General features: G+C 71.6%; 20 protein-coding genes and 1 pseudogene. 9 read left to right on the forward strand and 12 right to left on the reverse strand.

Annotated elements, in window-relative coordinates; genetic code table 11:
* Positions 1 to 103 precede the first annotated feature (103 nt).
* The 4 genes from AB0J04_RS35875 (at position 104) to AB0J04_RS35890 (ending at position 4,272) form a co-directional block, all read left to right on the forward strand.
* Positions 104 to 826 carry a L,D-transpeptidase family protein gene (locus AB0J04_RS35875; protein WP_363172795.1) on the forward strand — a complete coding sequence of 241 codons (723 nt, stop codon included), beginning with the start codon at positions 104 to 106 and terminating at the stop codon, positions 824 to 826.
* 129 nt (positions 827 to 955) lie between these two features.
* Positions 956 to 2,338 carry a ferredoxin reductase family protein gene (locus AB0J04_RS35880; RefSeq protein ID WP_363172796.1) on the forward strand — a complete coding sequence of 461 codons (1,383 nt, stop codon included), beginning with the start codon at positions 956 to 958 and terminating at the stop codon, positions 2,336 to 2,338.
* Between the two features lie 58 nt (positions 2,339 to 2,396).
* Positions 2,397 to 3,479 carry an FMN-binding protein gene (locus tag AB0J04_RS35885; protein ID WP_363172797.1) on the forward strand — a complete coding sequence of 361 codons (1,083 nt, stop codon included), beginning with the start codon at positions 2,397 to 2,399 and terminating at the stop codon, positions 3,477 to 3,479.
* Positions 3,472 to 4,272 carry an FAD:protein FMN transferase gene (locus tag AB0J04_RS35890; RefSeq protein ID WP_363172798.1) on the forward strand — a complete coding sequence of 267 codons (801 nt, stop codon included), beginning with the start codon at positions 3,472 to 3,474 and terminating at the stop codon, positions 4,270 to 4,272. The genes AB0J04_RS35885 and AB0J04_RS35890 overlap by 8 nt, the downstream gene beginning before the upstream one ends.
* 153 nt (positions 4,273 to 4,425) lie before the next feature.
* Here the strand turns inward: AB0J04_RS35890 and AB0J04_RS35895 are convergent, their stop codons facing one another.
* Genes AB0J04_RS35895 through argC form a run of 5 tightly spaced genes read right to left on the reverse strand, consistent with a single transcriptional unit; the run spans position 4,426 to position 9,253 of the window.
* Positions 4,426 to 4,971 carry an arginine repressor gene (locus AB0J04_RS35895; RefSeq protein WP_363172799.1) on the reverse strand — a complete coding sequence of 182 codons (546 nt, stop codon included), beginning with the start codon at positions 4,969 to 4,971 and terminating at the stop codon, positions 4,426 to 4,428.
* Positions 4,972 to 4,978: 7 nt separating this feature from the next.
* Positions 4,979 to 6,175 carry an acetylornithine transaminase gene (locus tag AB0J04_RS35900; RefSeq protein ID WP_363172800.1) on the reverse strand — a complete coding sequence of 399 codons (1,197 nt, stop codon included), beginning with the start codon at positions 6,173 to 6,175 and terminating at the stop codon, positions 4,979 to 4,981.
* Positions 6,172 to 7,080: an acetylglutamate kinase gene (gene argB / locus AB0J04_RS35905; RefSeq protein WP_363172801.1), complete on the reverse strand. Its 909-nt coding sequence runs from the start codon at positions 7,078 to 7,080 to the stop codon at positions 6,172 to 6,174. Before argB ends, AB0J04_RS35900 begins: the two co-directional genes overlap by 4 nt.
* Positions 7,077 to 8,228 carry a bifunctional glutamate N-acetyltransferase/amino-acid acetyltransferase ArgJ gene (gene argJ, locus AB0J04_RS35910; protein ID WP_363172802.1) on the reverse strand — a complete coding sequence of 384 codons (1,152 nt, stop codon included), beginning with the start codon at positions 8,226 to 8,228 and terminating at the stop codon, positions 7,077 to 7,079. Before argJ ends, argB begins: the two co-directional genes overlap by 4 nt.
* Entirely contained in the window at positions 8,225 to 9,253 is a 1,029-nt protein-coding gene (argC, locus tag AB0J04_RS35915; RefSeq protein WP_363172803.1) for an N-acetyl-gamma-glutamyl-phosphate reductase, read from the reverse strand. The genes argJ and argC overlap by 4 nt, the downstream gene beginning before the upstream one ends.
* 127 nt (positions 9,254 to 9,380) lie before the next feature.
* Here argC and AB0J04_RS35920 point away from each other — a divergent pair, with 127 nt between their 5' ends.
* On the forward strand, positions 9,381 to 10,040 hold the full coding sequence (locus tag AB0J04_RS35920) for a hypothetical protein (RefSeq protein ID WP_363172818.1): 660 nt from the start codon (positions 9,381 to 9,383) through the stop codon (positions 10,038 to 10,040).
* A 39-nt stretch (positions 10,041 to 10,079) separates the two neighbouring features.
* Here the strand turns inward: AB0J04_RS35920 and AB0J04_RS35925 are convergent, their stop codons facing one another.
* Positions 10,080 to 12,575, reverse strand: a complete 2,496-nt coding sequence (locus AB0J04_RS35925) for an alpha-L-arabinofuranosidase C-terminal domain-containing protein (RefSeq protein WP_363172804.1) — start codon at positions 12,573 to 12,575, stop codon at positions 10,080 to 10,082.
* Between the two features lie 168 nt (positions 12,576 to 12,743).
* On the opposite strand from AB0J04_RS35925, the pseudogene AB0J04_RS35930 reads away from it, so the two are divergent.
* Positions 12,744 to 13,186 (forward strand): annotated as a pseudogene (locus tag AB0J04_RS35930) (DUF6314 family protein).
* Here AB0J04_RS35930 and AB0J04_RS35935 read toward each other — a convergent pair.
* The 3 genes from AB0J04_RS35935 to AB0J04_RS35945 form a co-directional block, all read right to left on the reverse strand.
* Positions 13,168 to 13,761 carry a histidine phosphatase family protein gene (locus tag AB0J04_RS35935; RefSeq protein WP_363172805.1) on the reverse strand — a complete coding sequence of 198 codons (594 nt, stop codon included), beginning with the start codon at positions 13,759 to 13,761 and terminating at the stop codon, positions 13,168 to 13,170. The pseudogene AB0J04_RS35930 and the gene AB0J04_RS35935 overlap by 19 nt on opposite strands.
* A 75-nt stretch (positions 13,762 to 13,836) precedes the next feature.
* Entirely contained in the window at positions 13,837 to 14,295 is a 459-nt protein-coding gene (locus AB0J04_RS35940; RefSeq protein ID WP_363172819.1) for a GNAT family N-acetyltransferase, read from the reverse strand.
* 36 nt (positions 14,296 to 14,331) lie between these two features.
* Positions 14,332 to 15,786: a PLP-dependent aminotransferase family protein gene (locus AB0J04_RS35945; protein ID WP_363172806.1), complete on the reverse strand. Its 1,455-nt coding sequence runs from the start codon at positions 15,784 to 15,786 to the stop codon at positions 14,332 to 14,334.
* On the opposite strand from AB0J04_RS35945, the gene AB0J04_RS35950 reads away from it, so the two are divergent.
* Both AB0J04_RS35950 and AB0J04_RS35955 read left to right on the forward strand, forming a co-directional pair.
* Positions 15,785 to 16,711 carry a DMT family transporter gene (locus tag AB0J04_RS35950; protein WP_363172807.1) on the forward strand — a complete coding sequence of 309 codons (927 nt, stop codon included), beginning with the start codon at positions 15,785 to 15,787 and terminating at the stop codon, positions 16,709 to 16,711. The genes AB0J04_RS35945 and AB0J04_RS35950 overlap by 2 nt on opposite strands.
* Before the next feature lie 64 nt (positions 16,712 to 16,775).
* A complete protein-coding gene (locus AB0J04_RS35955; RefSeq protein WP_363172808.1) occupies positions 16,776 to 16,979 on the forward strand; it encodes a DUF1918 domain-containing protein in 204 nt (67 codons plus the stop codon).
* Between the two features lie 171 nt (positions 16,980 to 17,150).
* Here the strand turns inward: AB0J04_RS35955 and AB0J04_RS35960 are convergent, their stop codons facing one another.
* Positions 17,151 to 18,386, reverse strand: a complete 1,236-nt coding sequence (locus AB0J04_RS35960) for a family 10 glycosylhydrolase (RefSeq protein WP_363172809.1) — start codon at positions 18,384 to 18,386, stop codon at positions 17,151 to 17,153.
* A 181-nt stretch (positions 18,387 to 18,567) separates the two neighbouring features.
* Between AB0J04_RS35960 and AB0J04_RS35965 the strand changes: the two genes are divergently transcribed.
* Entirely contained in the window at positions 18,568 to 19,440 is an 873-nt protein-coding gene (locus tag AB0J04_RS35965; protein ID WP_363172810.1) for a 3-hydroxybutyryl-CoA dehydrogenase, read from the forward strand.
* 183 nt (positions 19,441 to 19,623) lie between these two features.
* On the opposite strand, the gene AB0J04_RS35970 is transcribed toward AB0J04_RS35965, so the two are convergent.
* Positions 19,624 to 20,154 carry an NUDIX hydrolase gene (locus AB0J04_RS35970; RefSeq protein ID WP_363172811.1) on the reverse strand — a complete coding sequence of 177 codons (531 nt, stop codon included), beginning with the start codon at positions 20,152 to 20,154 and terminating at the stop codon, positions 19,624 to 19,626.
* A 63-nt stretch (positions 20,155 to 20,217) separates the two neighbouring features.
* Positions 20,218 to 21,558, reverse strand: a complete 1,341-nt coding sequence (locus AB0J04_RS35975; RefSeq protein ID WP_363172812.1) for a transcriptional regulator — start codon at positions 21,556 to 21,558, stop codon at positions 20,218 to 20,220.
* Positions 21,559 to 21,683 lie beyond the last annotated feature (125 nt).

Here is a 21,683-nt window from a genome sequence, read left to right on the forward strand (position 1 = left end):
AGTACGTCCAGTACGAGGACTTCCGGCCGGCACGCCGAGAGCACGCACCGGACGCCGCTCCTTGACGGGCAAACGTTGCCTGCCGCGGCACTAGCGTCTGATCATGCGTCTTCGTGTCGTCACCGCGGTGGTCACCGCCGTCGTCTGTGTGTCGCTGCCGCTGCTCGGGGCGGCTCCGGGCGGCGCGGCGCCGCCGCTCGCGCCGTTGCCCGTGCGGATGGCGGACACGGGGGGCGGCACACAGCTGATCACCGCCGTGGCCCCGAACGCCGGTGCCACGACGGGCCTGCTCGCCTGGTGGGACCTGCGGGGCGGGCGGTGGGTACGGGCCGGTTCCGCGCCGGCCCGGTTCGGCGCGAACGGGCTGGTCGAGAAAGACGCGCGCCGGCAGGGCACCGACACGACGCCGACGGGCCTGTACGGGCTCCCGTTCGCCTTCGGCATCGAGGCGGCGCCGCGCGGGACGACGTATCCGTACCGTCCCGTGGGCCGGGACTCCTGGTGGTGTCAGGACAACGGCTCCCGCGCCTACAACCGGTGGACCGAGCCGCGGCCGGCCGACTGCCGTGCCGCCGAGTCCGAGCACCTGGTCGCCTACCGGACGCAGTACGCGTACGCCCTGGTCATCGGGTTCAACTACGGTCGGCCGGTGCACGGCCGCGGCGCGGGCATCTTCCTGCATGTCGACGGCCGTGGGGCGACGGCCGGCTGTGTGTCGGTGCCGGTGGACGCGATGCGCCGGATGCTGCGCTGGGCCCGGCCGCGGGAGCGCCCGCACATCGCGATCGGCACCGCCGACGGGCCGACGGCGATCACCCGGTACTGACCGGTAGGGAATCGGCCGGCGCCGGATCGACCGGTACCGGGACTGCGCACCACTGTGGTCACAACGGCTGAACACTCCGCGACTGCGGCCCGTATCTGAGGGCCAAGGGTCCGTACCCACGGAGGAACAGTGACCACGACGATCGCCGGCGGCCGTGCCGCCCGCCGCCAGACGATGCGCCGCATCCGTCCGCGCCGCTCCCCGGCCGTTCCGCTGCTGCTCGCCGTCTGGGCGGGCGCCGCGGGCGTGCTGTGGTTGTGGTGGAGCAACACGCCGAACATCGCGGACACCGACAGCAAGATCCTCAACGCGGGACGGATCACCGGCCTGCTCGCCGGGTACCTCATGGCGCTCGTCGTGCTGCAGATGGCGCGGGTGCCGGCGCTGGAGCGCCGGGTGGGCTCGGACCGGGTCGCCCGCTGGCACGCGATGAGCGGCCGGTACACGCTCTGCCTGACCTTCGCGCACGTGTTCCTCATCATGTGGGGGTACGCGCTGCAGGCCGGCAAGTCGCTCGGCGACATCGTCCAGCAGACGATCGACTCCATCAACCAGCTGCCCGACATGGGCAAGGCGGCCATCGGCACCGGCCTGCTGGTGCTCATCGGCCTGGTGTCGATCGGCCCCGTGCGCAAGCTGATGCCGTACGACACCTGGTACCACATCCATCTGATGACGTACGCGGCCGTGTTCCTGACGTTCTGGCACCAGATCACCACCGGCAACGACTTCGCCATCGAGCCCGTCGCCAAGACCGTCTGGTACGTGCTGTACGGATCGGTCACCGCGCTGGTCGTCTGGTACCGCATCATCACCCCGGTCCGGCTGAACCTGCGGCACCGTATGCACGTCGAGGCGGTCATCGAGGAGGCGCCGGGCATCGTGTCGGTGCTGATCGGCGGGCGCAAGCTGCACCGGATGGGCGCGGAGGCCGGGCAGTTCTTCCGGTGGCGGTTCCTCGCGCCGGGGATGCGGTTCAGCTCCCACCCGTACTCGCTGTCGGCGGCCCCGCGTCCGGACCTGCTGCGGATCACCGTCAAGGCGATCGGCGACCACAGCGCGGCGCTGCGCGAACTGTCGCCCGGCACGCGCGTGTGGGCCGAGGGCCCCTACGGTGCGATGACCGCGTCCCGGCGCAGCCGCGGCAAGGTGCTGCTGGTGGCCGGCGGGGTCGGCATCACGCCGATGCGGGCGCTGTTCGAGACGCTGCCGGGCGCGGCCGGTGACATCACCCTCCTCTACCGGGCCAACAGCACCCAGGACCTGGCGCTGTGGGACGAGCTGGCGAAGATCGCCGACGAGCGCGGGGCGCGGCTGATGTACGCGGTCAACAGCCCCGACGGGGAGCGCCCCGACATCTCGGCGGAGTCCCTCCAGCGCAAGATCCCCGACATCGACAGCCACGACGTCTTCATGTGCGGGCCGAACGGCTTCGCGCAGGGCGTGTTCGAGGCACTGCGCGGCGCCGGGGTCCCGGCCCGCCGTATCCATCACGAGTCGTTCGAGATGTGAGCGACGGGAAATCCGCACGACCCTCGGCCTTCAACCTGAATCAGGAGCTCAGAAAGAGATGAGGAAGAGCCACCCTCTTCGGCGCGTCGTGCTGGCCACTGCCGCCACCGTGTCCGGGATCGTGCTGCTGCTGTCGCTCAAGCCGTCGTCCGACCCGGGCAGCACCCAGACGGCGGGCGCGGGCGCGTCGGCCCAGGAAGCCGCCCAGGGCGGAACCGGGGCGACCGTCACGGGCACGATGACCGGCGACGCGGTCCAGACGCAGTACGGCAACGTGCAGGTACGCATCACCGTCGTCGAAAACAAGATCACCAAGGCGGAGGCCGTCCAGGCCCCCAAGGGCGGCACCAGCGACCAGAAGACCGCGGACGCCGTTCCCAAGCTCAACGCCGCGGTGGTCGCCACGCAGAGCCCGAACATCGACACGGTCTCCGGGGCGACGTACACCAGCGAGGCCTACAAGAAGTCCCTCCAGTCGGCCATCGACAAGGCGAACGCGAGCGCCGGATCCTCCCAGGGGTCCGGCAGCGCGCAGGCCGCCGGCGCCTTCACCGGCGACGCGGTCGAGACGCAGTACGGCAACGTGCAGGTCCGGATCACCGTCGCCGGCGGGAAGATCACCAAGTCGGAGGCGGTCCAGGCGCCCAAGGGCGGCACCAGCGACCAGAAGACCGCGGACTCCGTCCCGAAGCTCAACGCGGCGGCGGTCGCCGCGGGCACCGCGGACATCGACTCCGTGTCCGGCGCGACCTACACCAGCGAGGGCTACAAGAAGTCCCTCCAGTCGGCGCTGGACAAGGCGAAGGCGGCCTCGGGTTCGGCGGCGGGCTCCTCTGGCTCTTCCGGCTCCGACGCGGGTGCCGCGCAGGCCAAGACCGTCACCGGCGAGGTCCAGCAGACGCAGTACGGGCCGGTCCAGGTCCGGATCACCGTGGCCAACGGCAAGATCACGAAGGCGGAGGCGGTCCAGGCGCCCTCGGGCGGGACCAGCTCCCAGAAGACCGAGCTCTCCGTCCCCAAGCTCAACGCGGCGGCCGTCGCGGCCGGCAGCGCGGACATCGACTCCGTGTCCGGGGCGACCTACACCAGCGACGGCTACAAGAAGTCTCTTCAGTCGGCGCTGGACCAGGCCGGTGGCTGAGACCGTGGCCGAGTCGGCGGCGGCTCCCGCCGTGGTGCGTCACGCGGAAGAGGTCATGGGGACCGTCTTCTCCTTCGACGTCCGCGGCGGGGAGGCCGAGGCGGTACGGACCGCGCTGGACGAGGCGATCGCCTCACTGCACCGGGTCAACGAGGTGTTCAGCACCTACCGCGACGACAGCCAGGTCTCCCGGCTGATGCGCGGTGAGCTGACCGTCGAGGAGTGCGACCCCGAGGTGGCCCAGGTGCTGGACCTGGGCGCCGAGGCGGAGCGGATGAGCGACGGCTGGTTCAGCATGCGCTACCAGGGCCGCCTCGACCCCACCGGCATCGTGAAGGGCTGGGCCGCCGAGCGCGCGGCCCGGCTGATCGCGGCGGCCGGTGTGAGCGGGGTGAGCGTCAACGGCGGCGGGGACGTGCAGTTGCTGGGCGTCCCCGGGCCCGAGCGGCCGTGGCGGGTCGGCGTGTCGGACCCGCTGCGGCCGGGCGGCCTGGCCGCGGTGGTCTCGGCGGCGGGCGCGGACGAACTGGCGGTCGCCACCTCGGGGACGGCGGAACGGGGCACCCATATCGTCGACCCCCGCACGGGCCGGCCCGCGGTGACCGACCTCGTCGCCGTGACGGTGGTCGCTCCCCGCCTGACCTGGGCGGACTGCTGGGCCACGGCCGCCTTCGCGATGGGTTCCCGAGAGGCCCTCGCCTGGCTGGAGTCCCTGCCGGACGTGGAGGCCCTCCTCATCACAGCGGGCGACGAGGTCCGCTGCACCGGGGGGTTGGCGGGACGGCTGGGCTGAGCGGGACGGCTGGGCTGAGCGGGACGGCTGGGCAGCGCAGGGTGGCCGCGCCCTCTGAGGGGCGCGGGGCGGTTCTCATATGCGGCTCCGCCGCGTGGGCGCGACCAGCCCCCGCCACCCGCGCCCTCAAGACAGCCCCGGTCGGCGCAGCGCTCAGTGGCCGTTCTGGGCCAACCGCAGCAGATGTTCCGCGAGGGCCTGCCCGCCCGTGGCCTCCCGGCTGATCAGCAGCAACGTGTCGTCGCCCGCGATCGTCCCGAGAATGTCGTGCAGCTCCGCCTGGTCGATCGCCGACGCGAGAAACTGCGCCGCCCCCGGCGGAGTACGCAGCACCACGAGATTCGCGGACGCCTCCGCGGAGATCAGCAGCTCCTGCGACAGCCGCCGCATCCGCTCCTCCTTCGCCGACTCCCCGAGCGGCGCCCGAGGGGTCCGGAAACCCCCCTCGCTGGGCACCGCGTAGATCAGGTCGCCGTCGGTGTTGCGGATCTTCACCGCGTTCAGCTCGTCCAGGTCCCGCGACAGCGTCGCCTGGGTGACGCTCAGCCCGTCGTCGGCCAGCAGCTTCGCCAACTGGCTCTGCGAGCGCACCGGTTGGCGGTTGAGGATGTCCACGATCCGGCGGTGACGCGCGGTGCGGGTCTGGGGCACGGCCGGTCCGCCGGCCCCCGGCTGCTCATGGTCCTGCGCCTGACTCATCGTCGTCTCATTCCCCGGATCCGGCCCCGCTGGCTGCGTCGAGGATGCCGGGCAGCGCCTCGAGGAACGCCTCCACCTCGTCGTCGCCGAGGTTCAGCGGCGGCATCAGCCGGACGACGTCGGGGGCGGGCGCGTTCACCAGGAATCCGGCCTCCTGAGCCGCCTGCCGCACCTGCGGTGCGAGGGGCTCGGTGAGCACGATACCCAGGAGGAGCCCGGCTCCCCGGACATAATCGATCAACGGGTGGCCCGCATCCTGGATTCCGTCCCGCAACTTCTCGCTCTGCCGCTTGACGTTCTCCAGCAACCCCTCGTTCTCGATGGCGTCGAGCACGGCGAGTCCGGCGGCGCAGGCTACGGGGTTGCCGCCGAAGGTCGTCCCGTGGTGGCCGGGCTGCATCAGCTCGGCGGCCCGTCCGAAGGCGACGGTCGCGCCCAGCGGCAGCCCGCCGCCGAGGCCCTTCGCGAGCGTCACGACGTCCGGCAGCACGCCCTCGTGGGCCTGGTACTCGAACCAGTGCCCGGTGCGGCCGATGCCGGTCTGCACCTCGTCGAGGACGAGCAGCGCGCCGGTCGCGGCGGTGATCGCGCGGGCGGCCTTGAGATAGCCGGCGGGCGGCACGACGACGCCGAGCTCGCCCTGGATCGGCTCCAGGATGACGAGCGCGGTCTCCTCGGTGACGGCGGCGGCCAGCGCCTGCGCGTCGCCGAACGGCACATGGGTGACATCGCCGGGCAGCGGCAGGAACGGGTCGCGCTTGCCGGGCTGGCCGGTGAGCGCGAGGGCCCCCATGGTCCGGCCGTGGAAGGCGCCCTCGGTGGCGACGACGTGGGTCCGCCCGGTCAGCCGGCCGATCTTGAAGGCGGCCTCGTTGGCCTCGGCGCCCGAGTTGCAGAAGAAGACCCTGCCGTCCCGGCCGAAGAGCTGGAGCAGCCGTTCGGCGAGCGTCACGGTCGGCTCGGACATGAAGAAGTTGGAGATGTGGCCGAGGGAGCCGATCTGCCGGCTCACGGCCTCGACGACGGCCGGGTGGGCGTGGCCGAGCGCGTTGACCGCGATGCCGCCGACGAAGTCGAGGTACTCGTTGCCCTCGGCGTCCCGGACCCGGGTGCCCGCGCCGTGCACCAGGGGCAGCAGCGGGGTGCCGTAGTTGTTCATGAGCGCGCCCTGCCACCGCTGGGCGAACTCCTGATTGGCGGTCATACGGCATCCCCCTGTTGCTCGTCGGCCACGACCATCGTGCCGATGCCTTCGTCGGTGAAGATCTCCAGCAGGATCGAGTGCTGGACCCGCCCGTCGATGACGCGGGCGGTGGTCACGCCGCCTCGCACGGCGTGCAGACAGCCCTCCATCTTGGGGACCATGCCCGAGCTCAAGTCCGGCAGCAGCTTCTCCAGCTGGGAAGCGGTGAGGCGGCTGATCACCTCGTCGGAGTCGGGCCAGTCCTCGTAGAGGCCCTCGACGTCCGTGAGGACCATGAGAGTCTCGGCGCCGAGGGCGGCGGCGAGTGCCGCGGCCGCCGTGTCGGCGTTGACGTTGTAGACGTGGCCGTCTTCCTGGGAGCGGGCGATCGAGGAGACGACCGGGATGCGGCCGTCGGCGAGCAGTGCCTCGATGGCGCCGGTGTCGATCGCGGTGATCTCGCCGACCCGCCCGATGTCGACCAACTCGCCGTCGATCTCGGGCTGGTGCTTGGTGGCGGTGATGGTGTGCGCGTCCTCGCCGGTGAGTCCGACGGCGAGCGGCCCGTGCTGGTTGAGCAGCCCGACGAGTTCGCGCTGCACCTGCCCGGCGAGCACCATCCGGACGACGTCCATGGCGTCCTCGGTGGTGACGCGCAGGCCGGCCTTGAACTCGCTGACGATGCCGGCCTGCTCGAGCGCTGCGCTGATCTGCGGGCCGCCGCCGTGCACGACGACGGGCTTGAGCCCGGCGTGGTGCAGGAAGACGACGTCCTGGGCGAAGGCGGCCTTCAGGTCCTCGTCGATCATGGCGTTGCCGCCGAACTTGATGACGACCGTCTTGCCGTTGTGCCGGGTCAGCCAGGGCAGCGCCTCGATGAGGATCTGGGCCTTGGGCAGGGCGGTGTGCTTGCGGGTAGTGCTCATGACGAATACGCGCTGTTCTCGTGGACGTAGTCCGCGGTGAGATCGTTGGTCCAGATGGTGGCCGTCTCCGTGCCTGCGGCCAGGTCGGCGACGATGTGGACCTCGCGGTAGCGCATGTCGACCTTGTCGCGGTCCTCGCCGACCCCGCCGTTCTTGCAGACCCAGACGCCGTTGATGGCGACGTTGAGCCGGTCCGGCTCGAAGGCGGCGGAGGTGGTGCCGATCGCGGAGAGGACGCGGCCCCAGTTGGGGTCCTCGCCGTGGATCGCGCACTTGAGCAGGTTGTTGCGGGCGATGGAGCGGCCCACCTCGACGGCGTCGTCCTCGCTCGCGGCGTTGACGACCTCGACCTTGATGTCCTTGCTGGCGCCCTCGGCGTCCCGGATCAACTGCTGGCCCAGGTCCTCGCAGACGGTCCGTACGGCCTCGGCGAACTCGGCGTACTCCGGGGTGACCCCGGCGGCGCCGGAGGCGAGCAGCAGCACGGTGTCGTTGGTGGACATGCAGCCGTCGGAGTCGACGCGGTCGAAGGTCGTCCGGGTCGCGGCCCGCAGCGCCTTGTCCAGCAGGTCGGACTCGACGTCCGCGTCGGTGGTGAGGACGACCAGCATGGTGGCGAGGCCCGGGGCGAGCATGCCCGCGCCCTTGGCCATTCCGCCGACGGTCCAGCCGTCCTCGGCGACGACGGACGTCTTGTGGACGGAGTCGGTGGTCTTGATGGCGATGGCGGCCTTCTCACCGCCGTGCGCGCTCAGGGCAGCGGCGGCGGTCTCGACGCCCGGGAGCAGCTTGTCCATCGGGAGGAGCAGGCCGATGAGGCCGGTGGAGGCGACGGCGACCTCGGCGGCGCCCAGGCCCAGGACCTCGGCGACCTTCTCCGCGGTCGCGTGCGTGTCCTGGAAGCCCTTCGGCCCCGTACAGGCGTTGGCGCCACCGGAGTTGAGGATCACGGCGGTCACCTGGCCGGTCTTGAGGACCTGCTCGGACCACAGCACGGGCGCGGCCTTGACGCGGTTGGAGGTGAAGACGCCTGCGGCGGCGCGGCGGGGCCCGGTGTTGACCACGAGGGCCAGGTCCGGGTTGCCGTTCTCCTTGATTCCGGCGGCGATGCCCGCCGCCGTGAATCCCTTGGCTGCCGTGACGCTCACGGTGCGACTCCGATCGTGGAAAGCCCGGTGGTCTCGTCGAGCCCGAGGGCGATGTTCATGCTCTGGAGGGCGCCGCCCGCGGTGCCCTTGGTCAAGTTGTCGATGGCGCTGATGGCGATGATCCGGCCCGCGGCCTCGTCGAAGGCAACCTGCACCGATACGGCGTTCGAACCGTGGACGGACGCCGTGGCGGGCCACCGGCCCTCGGGCAGCAGATGCACGAACGGCTCGTCGGCGAAGGCCTTCTCGTAGGCGGCGCGGACGGACTCGGCGGTGACGCCGGGCTTCGCCTTGGCGCTGCACGTGGCGAGGATGCCGCGGGACATCGGCGCGAGGGTCGGGGTGAAGGAGACGGAGACCGGCCCGCCGGCGGCCGCGCTGAGGTTCTGGATCATCTCCGGGGTGTGCCGGTGGCCGCCGCCGACGCCGTACGGCGACATGGAGCCCATGACCTCGGAGCCGAGCAGGTGGGTCTTGGGCGCCTTGCCCGCGCCGGAGGTCCCGGAGGCGGCGACGACCACGGCCTCCTGCTCGGCCAGGCCCGCCGTGTACGCCGGGAACAGCGCCAGCGACACCGCGGTGGGATAGCAACCGGGGACCGCGATGCGCTTGGCCCCCTCCAGCGCGGCGCGGCCGCCCGGCAGTTCGGGGAGGCCGTAGGGCCAGGTCCCGGCGTGCGCGGAGCCGTAGAACTTCTCCCAGTCGGCCGCGTCCTTCAGCCGGAAGTCGGCGCCCATGTCGACGACGAGGACCTCCGGGCCGAGCTGTTCGGCGACGGCCGCGGACTGGCCGTGCGGGAGGGCGAGGAAGACGACGTCGTGTCCGGCGAGGGCCTCGGGGGTGGTCGCCGTGAGCACCCGGTCGGCCAGCGGCAGCAGGTGCGGCTGGAGCGCGCCCAGTTTCTGGCCCGCGTTGGAGTTGCCCGTCAGGGCGCCGATCTCGATCAGGGGGTGCGTGAGGAGCAGGCGCAGCAGCTCTCCGCCCGCATACCCACTCGCTCCGGCCACCGCCGCACGTACCACCATGGACTCCTCCTCCTGGATGGCATGACTATACGTTTCGATGCACGTTTATGCAATCCGTCCGAGGGCGAGGCCCGCAGCGATCTTTGCCCGGGCCGCGGGGCTGCGTAACCTCGGACCGGTGATCGCCATGACACCGATAACCGGCCTGGACCTGACCGGCTTCACCGAGCGCGAGACGGGGGTGTGGACCGACGCGAGCGGACTCGTCCTGTCGGTGCACTTCTTCCCCGTCGTACCGGATCTGCCCGCGCCCCTGCACGAGCTCGAACGGCTCCGGGCGGGGCTCACCCAGCTCGTGGCCGGGGCCGGAGGCGGCCTGATCGAGTCCGTCCCCGGCCTGGTGGACGGCGTCCCGGCGGTCCGCCAACTGGTGAAGATGCCGCTGGGCAGTCGGCCCGGGCAGGCGTTCATCGGCAGCTGGACGATCCCCAGGGCGCAGTCCAGCACCGTCGTGAAGGTACAGGCCGCCGAAGGGGCGACGACCGGGATGCGGGAGGCGATGATCATGGCCCAGGTGGGGCCGGCCGCCTACTTCCGGCCGCACCCGTACCTGGGCGGTCAGGCGGGCGGTCTGCCGTACCACGTCGGCGACGAGGAGCAGTGGGACGCCCGGTTCGCCGACCATCCGCTCACGCTCGTGCGCGCGGCTCTGCGCCGGATCACCCCGACGGTGACGTTCGACGACCGCTTCAAGGCGCTGCCCCCGTTCGGCGGGTCGGCCGCCCCGCAGTCGCCGCCACCGCAGTCGCCGCCGAGGCGGGGCTGGTTCCGGCGCAAGGACGCCTGACGGGCGTGGGCTGCGATCGCCCACGCCCGCCGGGATCCGCTACCGCTGCCTGATCCGCAGGAAGGTGACCGAGTTCGCCGGGAAGGTGTACGTGAACTTCGCGGCGACCCCGGTGAAGGTGGACGTCACCGGCGCGACCGGTGTCAGGGTCTGCGTGTTCACCGCGTCCGGCGCCGCGGCCAGGGTGGTCACCTTCGCCTTGGCGGCGACCTCGGCCCGGCCGAGGTCGATCGCGGTACGGGCGTCCGTGGCCTGGGCGTTGACGACCTTGACGATCAGGTCGCCGGTCTTGTCGTCCTTGGTGACCACCTGGCGGAACGGCTCGGCCGGCTTGTCGTCGGTGAAGCCGCCCCACTCCTTGCCGTCGAGGTAGAGGGTGACCTGGCGGCCCCGCACCTTGACGTCCACGTCGTAGGCGCGGCCCGTCTCGACGGACCCGGCCTTGGAGATCAGCGTCGACTTGCCGCCGTCCACGGCCTGCTCGACCGCGGACTGGGTGTTGTTCCAGCCGCCCAGGTTCCACCAGTAGTAGTTGCCGGTGTCCTTGACGCCGAACGCGACGAGGAAGCCTTCCTTGCCGGACTTCTTGGTCGCCTTCACGTGCAGGTCGTAGTCGTGCCAGGCGGTGTCACCGGCCGAGACCATGGTGTTCTCGGCGGCGGTGTCGGTCTGCACGTACTGCCCGTCCTGGAGCGACCAGCTGCCGCCGCCCGTGTGGGTCCACTTCGAGGCGTCGCCGGAGAAGTCGTCGCTCAGCAGCGGGTTGCCGTCCGCGTCCGTCACCTTCACATCGTCGTAGGCCGCGCCGGTCGCCCAGGTGGACAGGCCGACGGCGCCGGTGACGGGGCCGGTCAGGGACGGGGTTCCGGTGGCCGTCGAGGGCACCACGCGGTCGCCGACGTTGGTCATGAACAGCTTCTGGACCTCGTAGTTGGCCGAGTTCCAGGAGGCGTGGTTGTTGAACCACACCATGTCCGGGCTCCACTGCACGTAGTCCTCGTTGGCGAACAGCGGTGCGTAGGAGGCGAGTTTCACGACGTCGGCATTGCGCTCCAGGCCGGTCATGAAGGCCGCTTCGGCGAGGCCGTTCTTGAAGGCGTTGCCCCAGGAGGCGTACTCGCCGAGGAAGACCTTCGGGCCGCTCCGGTCGTAGGAGTCGTAGCGGTCGTTGTTCTGCAGGAACCACTGCGTGCTGTTGTAGTAGTGCTCGTCGACCATGTCGACCTCGGCGTCCCTGTTGAGCTGCCAGGCCGTGTCGAAGGTCGAACCCGCGTCGTCCGGGCCCGAGTTGGAGATGACCGTGATGTCGGGGTACTTGGCCTCGATCGCGGCCCGGAACTCCTTGAAGCGGGCGAAGAACTCGGTGGGGAGGTTCTCCTCGTTGCCGACCTCGAGGTGGGTGAGGCGGAAGGGCTTGGGGTGGCCCATCCGGGCGCGCTTCTTGCCCCAGGTCGAGGTCACCGGGCCGTTGGCGAACTCGATCAGGTCGAGGGTGTCCTGGATGTGCCGCTTGAGCAGCGCGTCGTCGACGGTGGCCTTGTTCTGGCCGCAACCGGTCACCAGGGCCGGGACGACGGGCAGCGGCATCGCGCCGACGTCCTCCGCGAGCCGGAAGTACTCGTAGTAGCCGAGGCCGTAACTCTGGTTGTAACCCCAGAAGTTGGAGTTGACGGCGCGCTGCTCCACGGGCCCGATGGTGTCCTTCCACTGGTAGGAGCGGGCGCGCTGATAGCCGGAGGCCTCGCTGTAGTCCTGCATGGAGCCGGTGTTGACCAGGCAGCCGCCGGGGAAGCGCACGAAGCCCGGTTTCAGGGCGGCGATCTTCTCGGCGAGGTCCTTGCGCAGACCGTTGGGCTCGTGCTTGTAGGTGTCGCGGGGGAACAGGGACACCATGTCGAGGGCGGCCGCGGCGGCGGAGGCCACGGTCAGGCGGCCGTCGCTGCTGGTGCGGGTCGCGGTGAAGGTCGTCCTGTACTGGGCCCAGCCGCCGGTGCGCACGGCGACCTTGCGGGCGGTGGCCAGCGGGCCGTCGGCGTCCTGGAGGCTCACGGTGAGCGTGCTGCCGCTGTCGGCGCGGGCCCACACCGAGAAGTCGTACTTCTTGCCCTGCTCGACCCGGACACCGGTGTTGTAGCCGGCGTTGGTCACGGACGAACCGGCGGCCAGGGAGAGGTAGTCGCGGTTGCGCTCGTTGAGCCGCCCGGCGTCGCCGAGGACCTGAGCGGCGCCGTCGACCGTCCAGGAGGTCAGCGGGGTGTACGCCTTGTTGTCGACCGTCGAGTACTCGAAGGACCGGTTCTGCACGAGTTCGGCGTACAGACCGCCGTCGGCCGCGCGGTTGATGTCCTCGAAGAAGACGCCGTACATCGTGTCGTCGATCTTCGGGCCCTTGGCGGACGGGTCGACGGTGATGGCGTAGTCGGTCACGGCCTCGGCGTGCGCGGGGGCGGGGGCGGGCACGAGGGTGGCGGCCGTCAGCAGGGCGGTCGCGCCGAGACCGACTCTCCAGCGGGTGCGGGTGGTGCTGCGTGACATGAATAACTCCGCGGCTCAGTGATGCTCAATATGCGAGTCGTTCGAAATATCAGACGATGATCAGCACTTCGAACGGCAAGATAGGTAGATGACAGAGACGCGTCAATGGGGCGTGCAGCAGCGAAAGTGTCGGAAGCGAGTCGGAGGCGAGTCGGAGGCGAGGAACGGATGGGCGAGTTCCGGCCGGTGCCGGATGTACTGGCATACCTCGCGGGAAGCTGGCGGGTGACCCGGTCGGTACAGGACCTGGCGAGCGGTGCCGACGGCCGCTTCGACGGGTCACCGTGTTCGACATGAGCGATGACGGCGGGCTGTTGCACCACGAATCCGGCGCCTTCCGCCGGCTCGGCGTCGCCCGGCCCGCCGAGCGCACCCTGCGCTTCGCCCCGGGGCCGACGCCCGGCACGGCGGACGTACGGTTCGCCGACGGCCGCCCGTTCCACGACCTCGACCTGCGGACGGGACGGCACCTCGCCTACCACCCCTGCTCGGCCGACCACTACCGGGGCGAGTTCACCGTCCGGGGCGCGGACCGCCGGCGGACGGTCTGGCGCGTGGCCGGCCCCGCCAAGGACCTGCTCCTCACCACCGACTACGCGCGCGTGGGCTGAGCCGAGGCCCCTTCGAGACGGAGGTTCCAGCGACCGGCCCGGCCCGTGACGGTGGTCGTGGACAGCGGGCGCACGTCGATGTTCCAGTACGTCGCGGGCGGCGCCTTGAGCACGTACACCAGCGCGGCGCGGATCACGCTCGGCTCGGCGACGGCGACGATCCGGCAGCCGTCCTCCGGCGGCCGGGTGTCGAGCCAGCCGCCCACCCGGGAGACGAACGCCAGCAGCGACTCGCCGCCGTGCGGGGTGGCCAGCGGGTCGGCGAGCCAGGCGTCCACGGCCTGTGGCTCGCGGGCCATCGCCTCGCCCAGCGTGAAGCCGCGCCAGCGGCCCATGTCGCACTCCCGCAGGGCGAGCTGCACGAGCGGGGCGTAGCCGAGCGCGTCCCCGGTGGCGCGGCTGCGGCGGGTCGGCGAGCAGTAGCGCAGCTCGGCGGCCGCGAGCGGCACCAGGGCGTCGGCCGCGCGCACCACCTCGCCCCACTCCTCCTGGTCCAGCGGCCGGTCGTCCTCGAAGCGCTCCGCGAGCAGCGTGGAGCTGCGAGCGGCGGCGACGAACGTGACCCGAAGTGGCATGCGGTGATGGTGATCCGCGCAACTGACCAGGTCAAGAGCTGTTGTGCGACGGCCGGAAGAAAACCTACCGACGAGTCATGATCTGCCGGACAAGTCCCCGGAAAACAGCAGTGACATCCATTGGTCCGGCTTCTCCAGCGCCTCGAAGCCGACCTGTTCGTACACCCCGTGCGCGTCGTGCGTGGCGAGCAGGAGGCGGCGCAGCCCGTGCGGCCGCAGGTGGTCGCGTACGGCGGCGACGAGGGCGGTGCCGAGGCCCTTGCCCCGGGCCGCCGGGTCCACGTACACGTCGCACAGCCACGCGAAGGTCGCGAGGTCCGTCACCACGCGCGCGTAGGCGACCTGCTCGCCCGACGCCGTGTCGTAGACGCCGAAGTTCAGCGACCCGGCGATCGCCCGGTCCTGCTTCTCCCGCTCGCGCCCGAGCGACCAGTACGCGTCCGTGGACAGCCAGCGGTGCACCCGCTCGGCGTCGATCCGGGCGGGGTCGGCGGAGATCTCGTACCCCTCGGCAAGGGCCGGGGTGAAGTCGATGGAGGTCATGGCCGGATCCTCACAACACGGCGGGCGTCATGTCGAACGGTTTGCGGGCAGCGCCTCGTCGCAGGCCGCCCGCAGCCGCCGTACTCCCTCCGCGATCTCCTCCGACCCGGCGACGGCCGCGAAGCTCAGCCGCACATGGGCGGCCGGGGGCTCGGCGCTGAAGTAGGGGCGGCCCGGGGTGAGGGCGACGCCCGCGCGCAGAGCCGCGGCCGTGAACACGGTGTCGTCCACGCCGTCCGGCAGCCGCAGCCACAGGTGGTAGCCGCCGGACGGGATGTGCGGGAGGGCGAGCTCGGGCAGCCGTAGTCGCAGCGCGGAGGTCATCGCGTCCCGCCGGGCCCTCAACTCGGCGGCCACGGCCCGCAGATGGCGAGGCCAGGCGGGCGAGCCGACGAGTTCCAGCGCCGCTTCCTGGAGCGGCCGGGGCACGAAGAAGGTGTCGACGACCTGGATGGCGCGCAGGCGTTCCAGGACCGGGCCGCGGGCGGCCAGGGCGCTGACCCGGAAGCTCGGCGAGGTCGCCTTGGTCAGCGAGCCGACGTGCACGACGACGCCGTCGGGGTCCTCGGCGGCGAGCGGGCGCGGCAGCGGCCCCGCGTCCTCGTGCGCGAGCCGGCGCACGAAGTCGTCCTCGACGACGAACGCGCCCGCCTCCCTCGCGATGCGCAGCACCTCCGCGCGCCGGTCGGCGGCCAGGACGGCGCCGGTCGGGTTCTGGAACAGCGGCTGGCAGACGAAGACCCGGGCGCCGGTGGCCCGGAAGGCGTCGGCGAGCAGCTCCGGCTTCACCCCGTCCGGGTCGACCGGGACCGGGACCGGGCGCAGTCCCGCCGATCTGGCGATGGCGAGCATGCCGGGGTAGGTCGGCGACTCGACGAGGACCGGTGCGCCGGGCGGGGCGAGGGCGCGCAGGGCGGTGGTGAGCGCCGCCTGGCCGCCCGCGCTGACCAGCACCTCGGCCGCGGTGACCGAGCCGCCGATGGTCCGCGCGAACCACTCGCGCAGCTCCGGCAGCCCCTCCATGGGCGGCCGCCCCCAGGCGCCGGGGCGCCGGCCGGCCCGGGCCAGGGCCGCGGCCATCGCCCGCTCCGGCTGGAGCGAGGGGTGGAGGTAGCCGCCGTTGAACTCGATCACGCCGGGCGGCGGGGCGGCCAGCGACACCGTGACCCCGGAGGCGTCCACCGAACGCGGGACGAGGTCGCCGGCGCCGTCCGCGCTCAGCGCGACCTCCTGCCAGGATGTGTCGCCGGCGGGGGCGGCGGGGGCGCGCGACGGCCGGGCCCGGTAGGCGCCCGCACCGGGCCGGGTGACGACCAGCCCCTCGGCGGCCAGTTGCGCCAGCGCCCGCGAGACGGTCACCGGACTCACCCGAAACCTTTCGACCAGGGCCCGGCTCGACGGCAGCTTTCCACCGGGAGAGTAGCGGTCGAACTCCCGCCGCAGCTGTTCTGCCAGTTCGCCCACACTGCTACGCTCATGCATGAAGACACAGAATAGCGCTACTGCACGTCCGACGATAGCGGTCAACACTTCGCGCACGGACACGCGGACGGGCGGCCTCGGCACCCTCCAGGCCGCCCTCGGCGTCGTCGCCTTCTCCCTCACCTTCCCCGCCACCGCCTGGGGGCTGGAGGGCTTCGGCCCCTGGTCGCTGGTCGCCGTGCGCAGCGTGCTGGCCGCCCTGATCGCGGGCGGGTGTCTGCTCGCCCTCCGCGTGCCGCTGCCCGCCCGGCACCACTGGCCGGGGCTGGCCGTGGTGGCCGCCGGGGTCGTCGTCGGCTTCCCGCTGCTCACCACACTGGCGCTGCAGACGTCCACCACCTCGCACGCCGCCGTCGTGGTCGGCCTGCTGCCGCTGACGACCGCGCTGCTGTCCGCCCTGCGCATGGGCACCCGTCCCTCCCGCACCTTCTGGGCGGCGGCGCTGGCCGGCGCGGCCGCGGTGGCCGCCTTCACCGTGCAGCAGAGCGGCGGGGCCCTGACCGGCGCCGACCTGTATCTGTTCGGGGCGCTGCTGGTGTGCGCGGCCGGCTACACCGAGGGCGGCCGACTGGCCCGGGCCATGCCGGGCTGGCAGGTCATCGGCTGGGCGCTGGTGTTCTGTCTGCCGCTCACCGGGCCCGCCGCCGCCCTCGCCCTGGCCCACGAGAGCGCCCACCTCACCGCGCACAGCGTGGCCGGGCTGCTGTGGGTCGCGGTGGGATCGCAGTTCCTCGGCCTGGTCGTCTGGTACCGGGGCATGGCCGCGATCGGGATTCCCAGGGCCAGCCAGTTGCAGTTGGCCCAACCGCTGCTCACACTGGTGTGGTCGGTGCTGCTGCTGGGCGAGCACCTCACACCCGCCGCTCCGCTGACAGCCGCGGCCGTGCTCATCTGCATCGCCGTCACGCAGCGGGCGCGTGGCTAGGCTCGCCGTACGTCGGCCGTACCCGAACCGTTCGGCCGTACCCGGACCGTGAGGAGGCCCACAGATGCGCGCAACCACGGGCGACCAGCTTGTCCAGCACGGCAGGGTGGTCGGTCAACACGACAAGGTCGGCGAGATCGTCGAGGTGCTGGGCCAGGGAGGCAATCCCCCGTACCGCGTCCGCTTCGAGGACGGGCACGTGGGCGTGTGCTCACCCGGCCCCGACACCGAGATCCGCCACAAGGCGACCGAGGAACGACGAGGCTAGGGCCTGCCCGGCCGAGCAGGTCGCAGGAGAGGCGGTACCTCGGTGGTGCCGTGAGCGGGGGTCATGGGGTCCCCCCTCTGGGAGTGGAGGTACCCCTCTGGGCGAGCGTGCCGGCCCCCGCGTCCGCGGCATGATCGGCCGGACAGGCCGCTCAGGGCTCTTTCGGTCGGATCAGCGCGGGGGATCCGCCGGCTGTGGGTAGTGGTCGGCGATCACCTGTGCCATCGCTCCGATCCGGTCGGTGCGCACGTCCTTGGCCGCGAAGTAGACATGCCCGCGCACTTCCGGGTGGGCGGCGGCCAGCTGGAGATGGTCGGACAGCTCGGCGGGGTCCTGCCAGGCCGCCGACTGCGCCGGATCGCCGGCCCGGTACAGGGCCTCGCCGATGTACAGCCGGGTGCGGCTGCCCTTGGCCACCCCCGCCCACCAGGGCACGAGCTTGGCGTAGTCGGCGGCCGACAGCCCGATGTTCCAGTAGAGCTGCGGGACGATGTAGTCGAGCCAGCCCTCCCGCACCCACTTGCGGGTGTCGGCGTAGATGTCGTCGTACGACTGGAGCGCCTTGGTGTCCGAGCCTTTCGAGTCGGTGGAGGCGTTGCGCCACACCCCGAACGGGCTGATCCCGAACTGTGTGCCGGGCCTGGTCGCCTTGATCCGGGTGGCCGTCTCCAGCACCAGTTTGTCGATGTTGTCGCGCCGCCAGGCGGCCCGGTTGGGGAAGGAGCCGCCGTGCGCGTCGTACGCCGCCTCGTCGTCGAAGGTCTGGCCGGCCACCGGGTACGGGTAGAAGTAGTCGTCGAAGTGCACCGCGTCCACCGGGTACTTCTGCACCGCGTCGAGGATCGCGTCCTGCACGAACGCGCGGACCTCGGGCAGCCCCGGGTTGTAGTAGAGCTTCCCGCCGAACGGCACCACCCAGTCCGGGTGCAGCCGCGCGGGATGGGCGGCGATGAGCTTCGAGGGGTCGTCGTGGGTCGCGACCCGGTACGGGTTGAACCAGGCGTGCAGTTGGAGGCCCCGCGCATGGGCCTCCTCGACGGCCGTGCCCAGCGGGTCCCAGCCCGGTGACCTGCCCTGGGTGCCGGTGAGCACCTGGGACCAGGGCTCGTAGGGCGAGGGCCACAGCGCGTCGGCGGTGGGCCGCACCTGGAGGACCACCGTGTTGAGCCGCTTGCTCACCGCCAGGTCGAGCCAGGCGATCAGCTCGGCGCGCTGCGCCGCGGCGCTCAGGCCGGACCGGGACGGCCAGTCGCGGTTGCCGACGGTCGCCAGCCACATCCCCCGCATCTCGGTCGTCGCTCGCTGCCGCCCGGGGGCCGCGGCCCCCGGGCGCGCGGGCGCCGCCCCCGTCGTGGTGAACGCCGACAGCGCTGCCAGCGCGAAGGCCCGCCGGGACAGTCGCCCCATCACACACATCCCCACATACTCCGCGGATCCGCTCGGTCACGGATCGTTTCGGGCCCCAGCATGCCCCCACCCCGGCGATCGATCATCGATACTTGCTAGTAACGTGCACGATCGGAGCAGGCCGACCGGGACCGGCAGACCTGCGACGGCCATCTTCAGTCAGCGCGGCGAAAGGGACGATGTGACGGGCATCCCGGCGGGAGACATCACGCGGGTCGGAGTGGTCGGCTGCGGCCAGATGGGGGCGGGCATCGCCGAGGTCTGCGCGCGCGCCGGACTCGACGTCAAGGTCGCCGAGACCACCGGCGAGGCCCTGGAGTTCGGCCGGACCCGGCTGTTCAACTCCCTGGCCAAGGCCGCCGAACGCGGCAAGATCTCCGAGCAGGAGCGGGACGCGACGCTGGCGCGCCTCAGCTTCACCACGGACCTCGGCGAGTTCGCCGACCGCGATCTGGTGGTCGAGGCCGTGGTCGAGAACGAGCAGGTCAAGACCGAGATCTTCCAGGTCCTCGACCAGGTCGTGACCCGCCGGGACGCGATCCTCGCCTCCAACACCTCCTCCATCCCGCTGGTGAAGCTGGCCGTCGCCACCTCGCGGCCCGACCAGGTCGTCGGCATCCACTTCTTCAACCCGGCCCCGGTGCAGCAGCTCGTCGAGCTGATCCCGGCGCTGACCACCTCCGAGGGCACGCTCGGGCGGGCGCAGTTGTTCGCCGAGAAGGTGCTGGGCAAACACGCGATCCGGGCCCAGGACCGCTCCGGCTTCGTGGTCAACGCGCTGCTGATCCCCTATCTGCTCTCCGCGATCCGGATGTTCGAGACGGGCATCGCCAGCCGCGAGGACATCGACAACGGCATGGAGATGGGCTGCGCCCACCCGATGGGCCCGCTGAAGCTGTCCGACCTGATCGGCCTGGACACGGTCGCGTCGGTCGCGTTCTCGATGTACGAGGAGTACAAGGAACCGCTGTACGCCGCTCCCCCGCTGCTCCAGCGCATGGTGGACGCGGGCCGCCTGGGCCGCAAGACCGGCTCGGGCTTCTACACGTACTGACCACCGGCAGGTACTCCTCACCCGGCAGGCCGCTCACCGGCGGTGAACGGCACGGGCCCGGCGCTCTTCGGACGCGCCGGGCCCGCCGTGTTCGCACGCCATGTCGCCCGAGTCGAGGGCGGGCCGGCCCTGCTGACGCACCGTACCGAGGAGACCGCCAGGTCGTGACGATCCGGCAGGCCTTCAGCCGAGCCTGAGGTGGTGCAGCAACATCAACGCCGCCGCCATGTTGGCAGCCGGGACCTCCCCCCGGGCGACCATGTCGGGGACGAGCTTGAGCGGGACCCACTCCCGGCGGTCCGACTCGAAGTCGTCCACCGGATGTCCCACGTACTCGCCGTCGTCCGACCAGTAGATGTGGTGGACGGCGTCGGTGAGCCCGTTGGACGGCTCCACGCTCATCAGGTGGTGCAGCAGCCCCGGTCGCCAGCCGGTCTCCTCCTCGAGTTCCCTGGCGGCCGCGCGGGCGATGTCCTCGCCGTCCTCGACCACGCCCGCCGCGAGTTCCCACCCCCAGCTGTCGGTGATGAAACGGTGCCGCCACAGGAGGAGGACCTCGTTGGCCCCGTTCACGACGGTCGCCACCGCGACGGGCCGCAGCCGTATGAGGAAGTGGTCCAGATGCCGGCCGTCCGGCAGCTCCACATCTGCCAGGTTGACGCTGAACCAGCGGTTTTCATACACAGTTTGTTCGTTCTGCTTTGTCCACTGCACGGTTCTGCCACCTTCCGTCGAGTAAGTGGCAATATCGCAGCAGGAACTATGCGGCATCGGCGTCTACAGCGGTACGCGCAGCGCTCCGTCGATGAGCTCGGCGGCCTCGGCGGTGCCCGCGCAACCGCTGCGCACCAGGTGCTCGCGCACCGCGCGAAGTCTGTCCCGCAGGCGCTGGGACTCCATTCCCCGTGCCTGTTCGGCCATCCGCACCGCGGTGACCACCGCCTTGTCGGCGTTGCCCTGACGCAGTTCGATCGTGCTGAGCATGGCCAGCCGGTGCACCCGCCCCCGGTCGTGCGCCGGGGTGTCGACGGCGGCCACGGCGTGCTCGGCGGCAGCCGCGAGGTCACCGAGGCTGAGCAGCGCCTCCGCCACCTGGACGTTGACCAGACCCGGCTGGACATAGCCGGTCTCATCGGGTTCGCGCCCGCGCAGGATGCGTTCGGCGGCCGTCTCGGCACGCCGGATGCACGACAGGGCGCTCGTGCCGTCGCCGAGGTGGGCGTACGCCTTGGCCTGCATCGCGTACAGGTCGGAGGCGAGGGCGGGCGTGATGTGCTTGCCCGCCGCCCGCAACGCCGCCTCCGCGAAGGCGACGGCCTGCCGGTACTCCCGCATGAACAGCGACTGGTTGACGAGAAGGGCGATGACATACGCGCCAAGTCCCCGGTCACCACTGGCCTTTGCCAGCCGCAGCGCCTGGTGGAAGTAGCGCTGGGCCAGCCCGTGCGCGTCGGAGTCGTAGGCGCAGATCCCGGCGACCGCCACCAACCCGCCGGTGGCACGGTGCAGTTGACGGCCCGTCTCGTCGGTGTAGCTGCCGCGCAGCAGGGGGGCCGCCTCGGCGTTGAGGAAGCCGACGACCCGGCTGCGGGTCGCGATGCCACCGGCCTTGCGGTACATCTGCTCGTAGTGGGCACGGGCGGCGCGCAGCATCTCGAGGTCGGCGGAGGTGACGCGGTGCCGGCCGCCGCGGGAGACGTCCACGTCCTCCGGCGGGTTCTCCCACTCCCACACCGGCATCACCGCCGGGGTACCGGTGACTGCGGGCGCGCCCAGAACATGCGGGCGCTGCTGCTCGTCGGAACGCCACAGGGCAGTGGCCCGCTCGACGAAGCCGGAGAGCGAGGCGCCGTGCGGGGAGGACGGCTCGCCCGGGACGCCGAGGCCGATGTCGTCGAGGGTGACCGGCCGGTGCAGCCGCGCCGCGAGCACCTCGCAGATCAGGTCGGGCACCTGGCCCCTCGGCCGCTGACCCTTCAGCCACCGGGCGACCGCCGTGTGCTCGTACCGCAGGGCGAGTCCGCGGGCCCGACCGGCCTGGTTGACGTGGGCGGCGAGGCCCGCATGCGAGATGCCCGCCTCGTCAAGGATCGCATCGAGAAGAGTGTTGGGCTGCATGGGTGCCCCCCGGTACCTCGGTGCCGTCAGAGTAGTGGGTGCGTCTTCACACGGGGTGTGAACGCAATGCGCGCATTCGCAGCGTGCGCGCGCTGTCGCTGAGCGTTTCCGGCCGGTTGACTGGA

The sequence above is a fragment of the Streptomyces sp. NPDC050263 genome, assembly GCF_040655955.1.
Taxonomy (GTDB): Bacteria; Actinomycetota; Actinomycetes; order Streptomycetales; family Streptomycetaceae; genus Streptomyces.

Bases quoted from the DNA above. Each gene is read 5' to 3' on its own strand.
- AB0J04_RS35975 (WP_363172812.1), bottom strand. From the start codon at position 21,558: ATGCAGCCCAACACTCTTCTCGATGCGATCCTTGACGAGGCGGGCATC.
- AB0J04_RS35950 (WP_363172807.1), top strand. From the start codon at position 15,785: ATGAAGACACAGAATAGCGCTACTGCACGTCCGACGATAGCGGTCAAC.
- AB0J04_RS35955 (WP_363172808.1), top strand. From the start codon at position 16,776: ATGCGCGCAACCACGGGCGACCAGCTTGTCCAGCACGGCAGGGTGGTC.
- AB0J04_RS35935 (WP_363172805.1), bottom strand. From the start codon at position 13,761: ATGCCACTTCGGGTCACGTTCGTCGCCGCCGCTCGCAGCTCCACGCTG.
- AB0J04_RS35885 (WP_363172797.1), top strand. From the start codon at position 2,397: ATGAGGAAGAGCCACCCTCTTCGGCGCGTCGTGCTGGCCACTGCCGCC.
- AB0J04_RS35895 (WP_363172799.1), bottom strand. From the start codon at position 4,971: ATGAGTCAGGCGCAGGACCATGAGCAGCCGGGGGCCGGCGGACCGGCC.
- AB0J04_RS35920 (WP_363172818.1), top strand. From the start codon at position 9,381: ATGACACCGATAACCGGCCTGGACCTGACCGGCTTCACCGAGCGCGAG.
- AB0J04_RS35945 (WP_363172806.1), bottom strand. From the start codon at position 15,786: ATGCATGAGCGTAGCAGTGTGGGCGAACTGGCAGAACAGCTGCGGCGG.
- AB0J04_RS35960 (WP_363172809.1), bottom strand. From the start codon at position 18,386: ATGGGGCGACTGTCCCGGCGGGCCTTCGCGCTGGCAGCGCTGTCGGCG.
- AB0J04_RS35925 (WP_363172804.1), bottom strand. From the start codon at position 12,575: ATGTCACGCAGCACCACCCGCACCCGCTGGAGAGTCGGTCTCGGCGCG.
- AB0J04_RS35875 (WP_363172795.1), top strand. From the start codon at position 104: ATGCGTCTTCGTGTCGTCACCGCGGTGGTCACCGCCGTCGTCTGTGTG.
- AB0J04_RS35900 (WP_363172800.1), bottom strand. From the start codon at position 6,175: ATGACCGCCAATCAGGAGTTCGCCCAGCGGTGGCAGGGCGCGCTCATG.
- argB (WP_363172801.1), bottom strand. From the start codon at position 7,080: ATGAGCACTACCCGCAAGCACACCGCCCTGCCCAAGGCCCAGATCCTC.
- argC (WP_363172803.1), bottom strand. From the start codon at position 9,253: ATGGTGGTACGTGCGGCGGTGGCCGGAGCGAGTGGGTATGCGGGCGGA.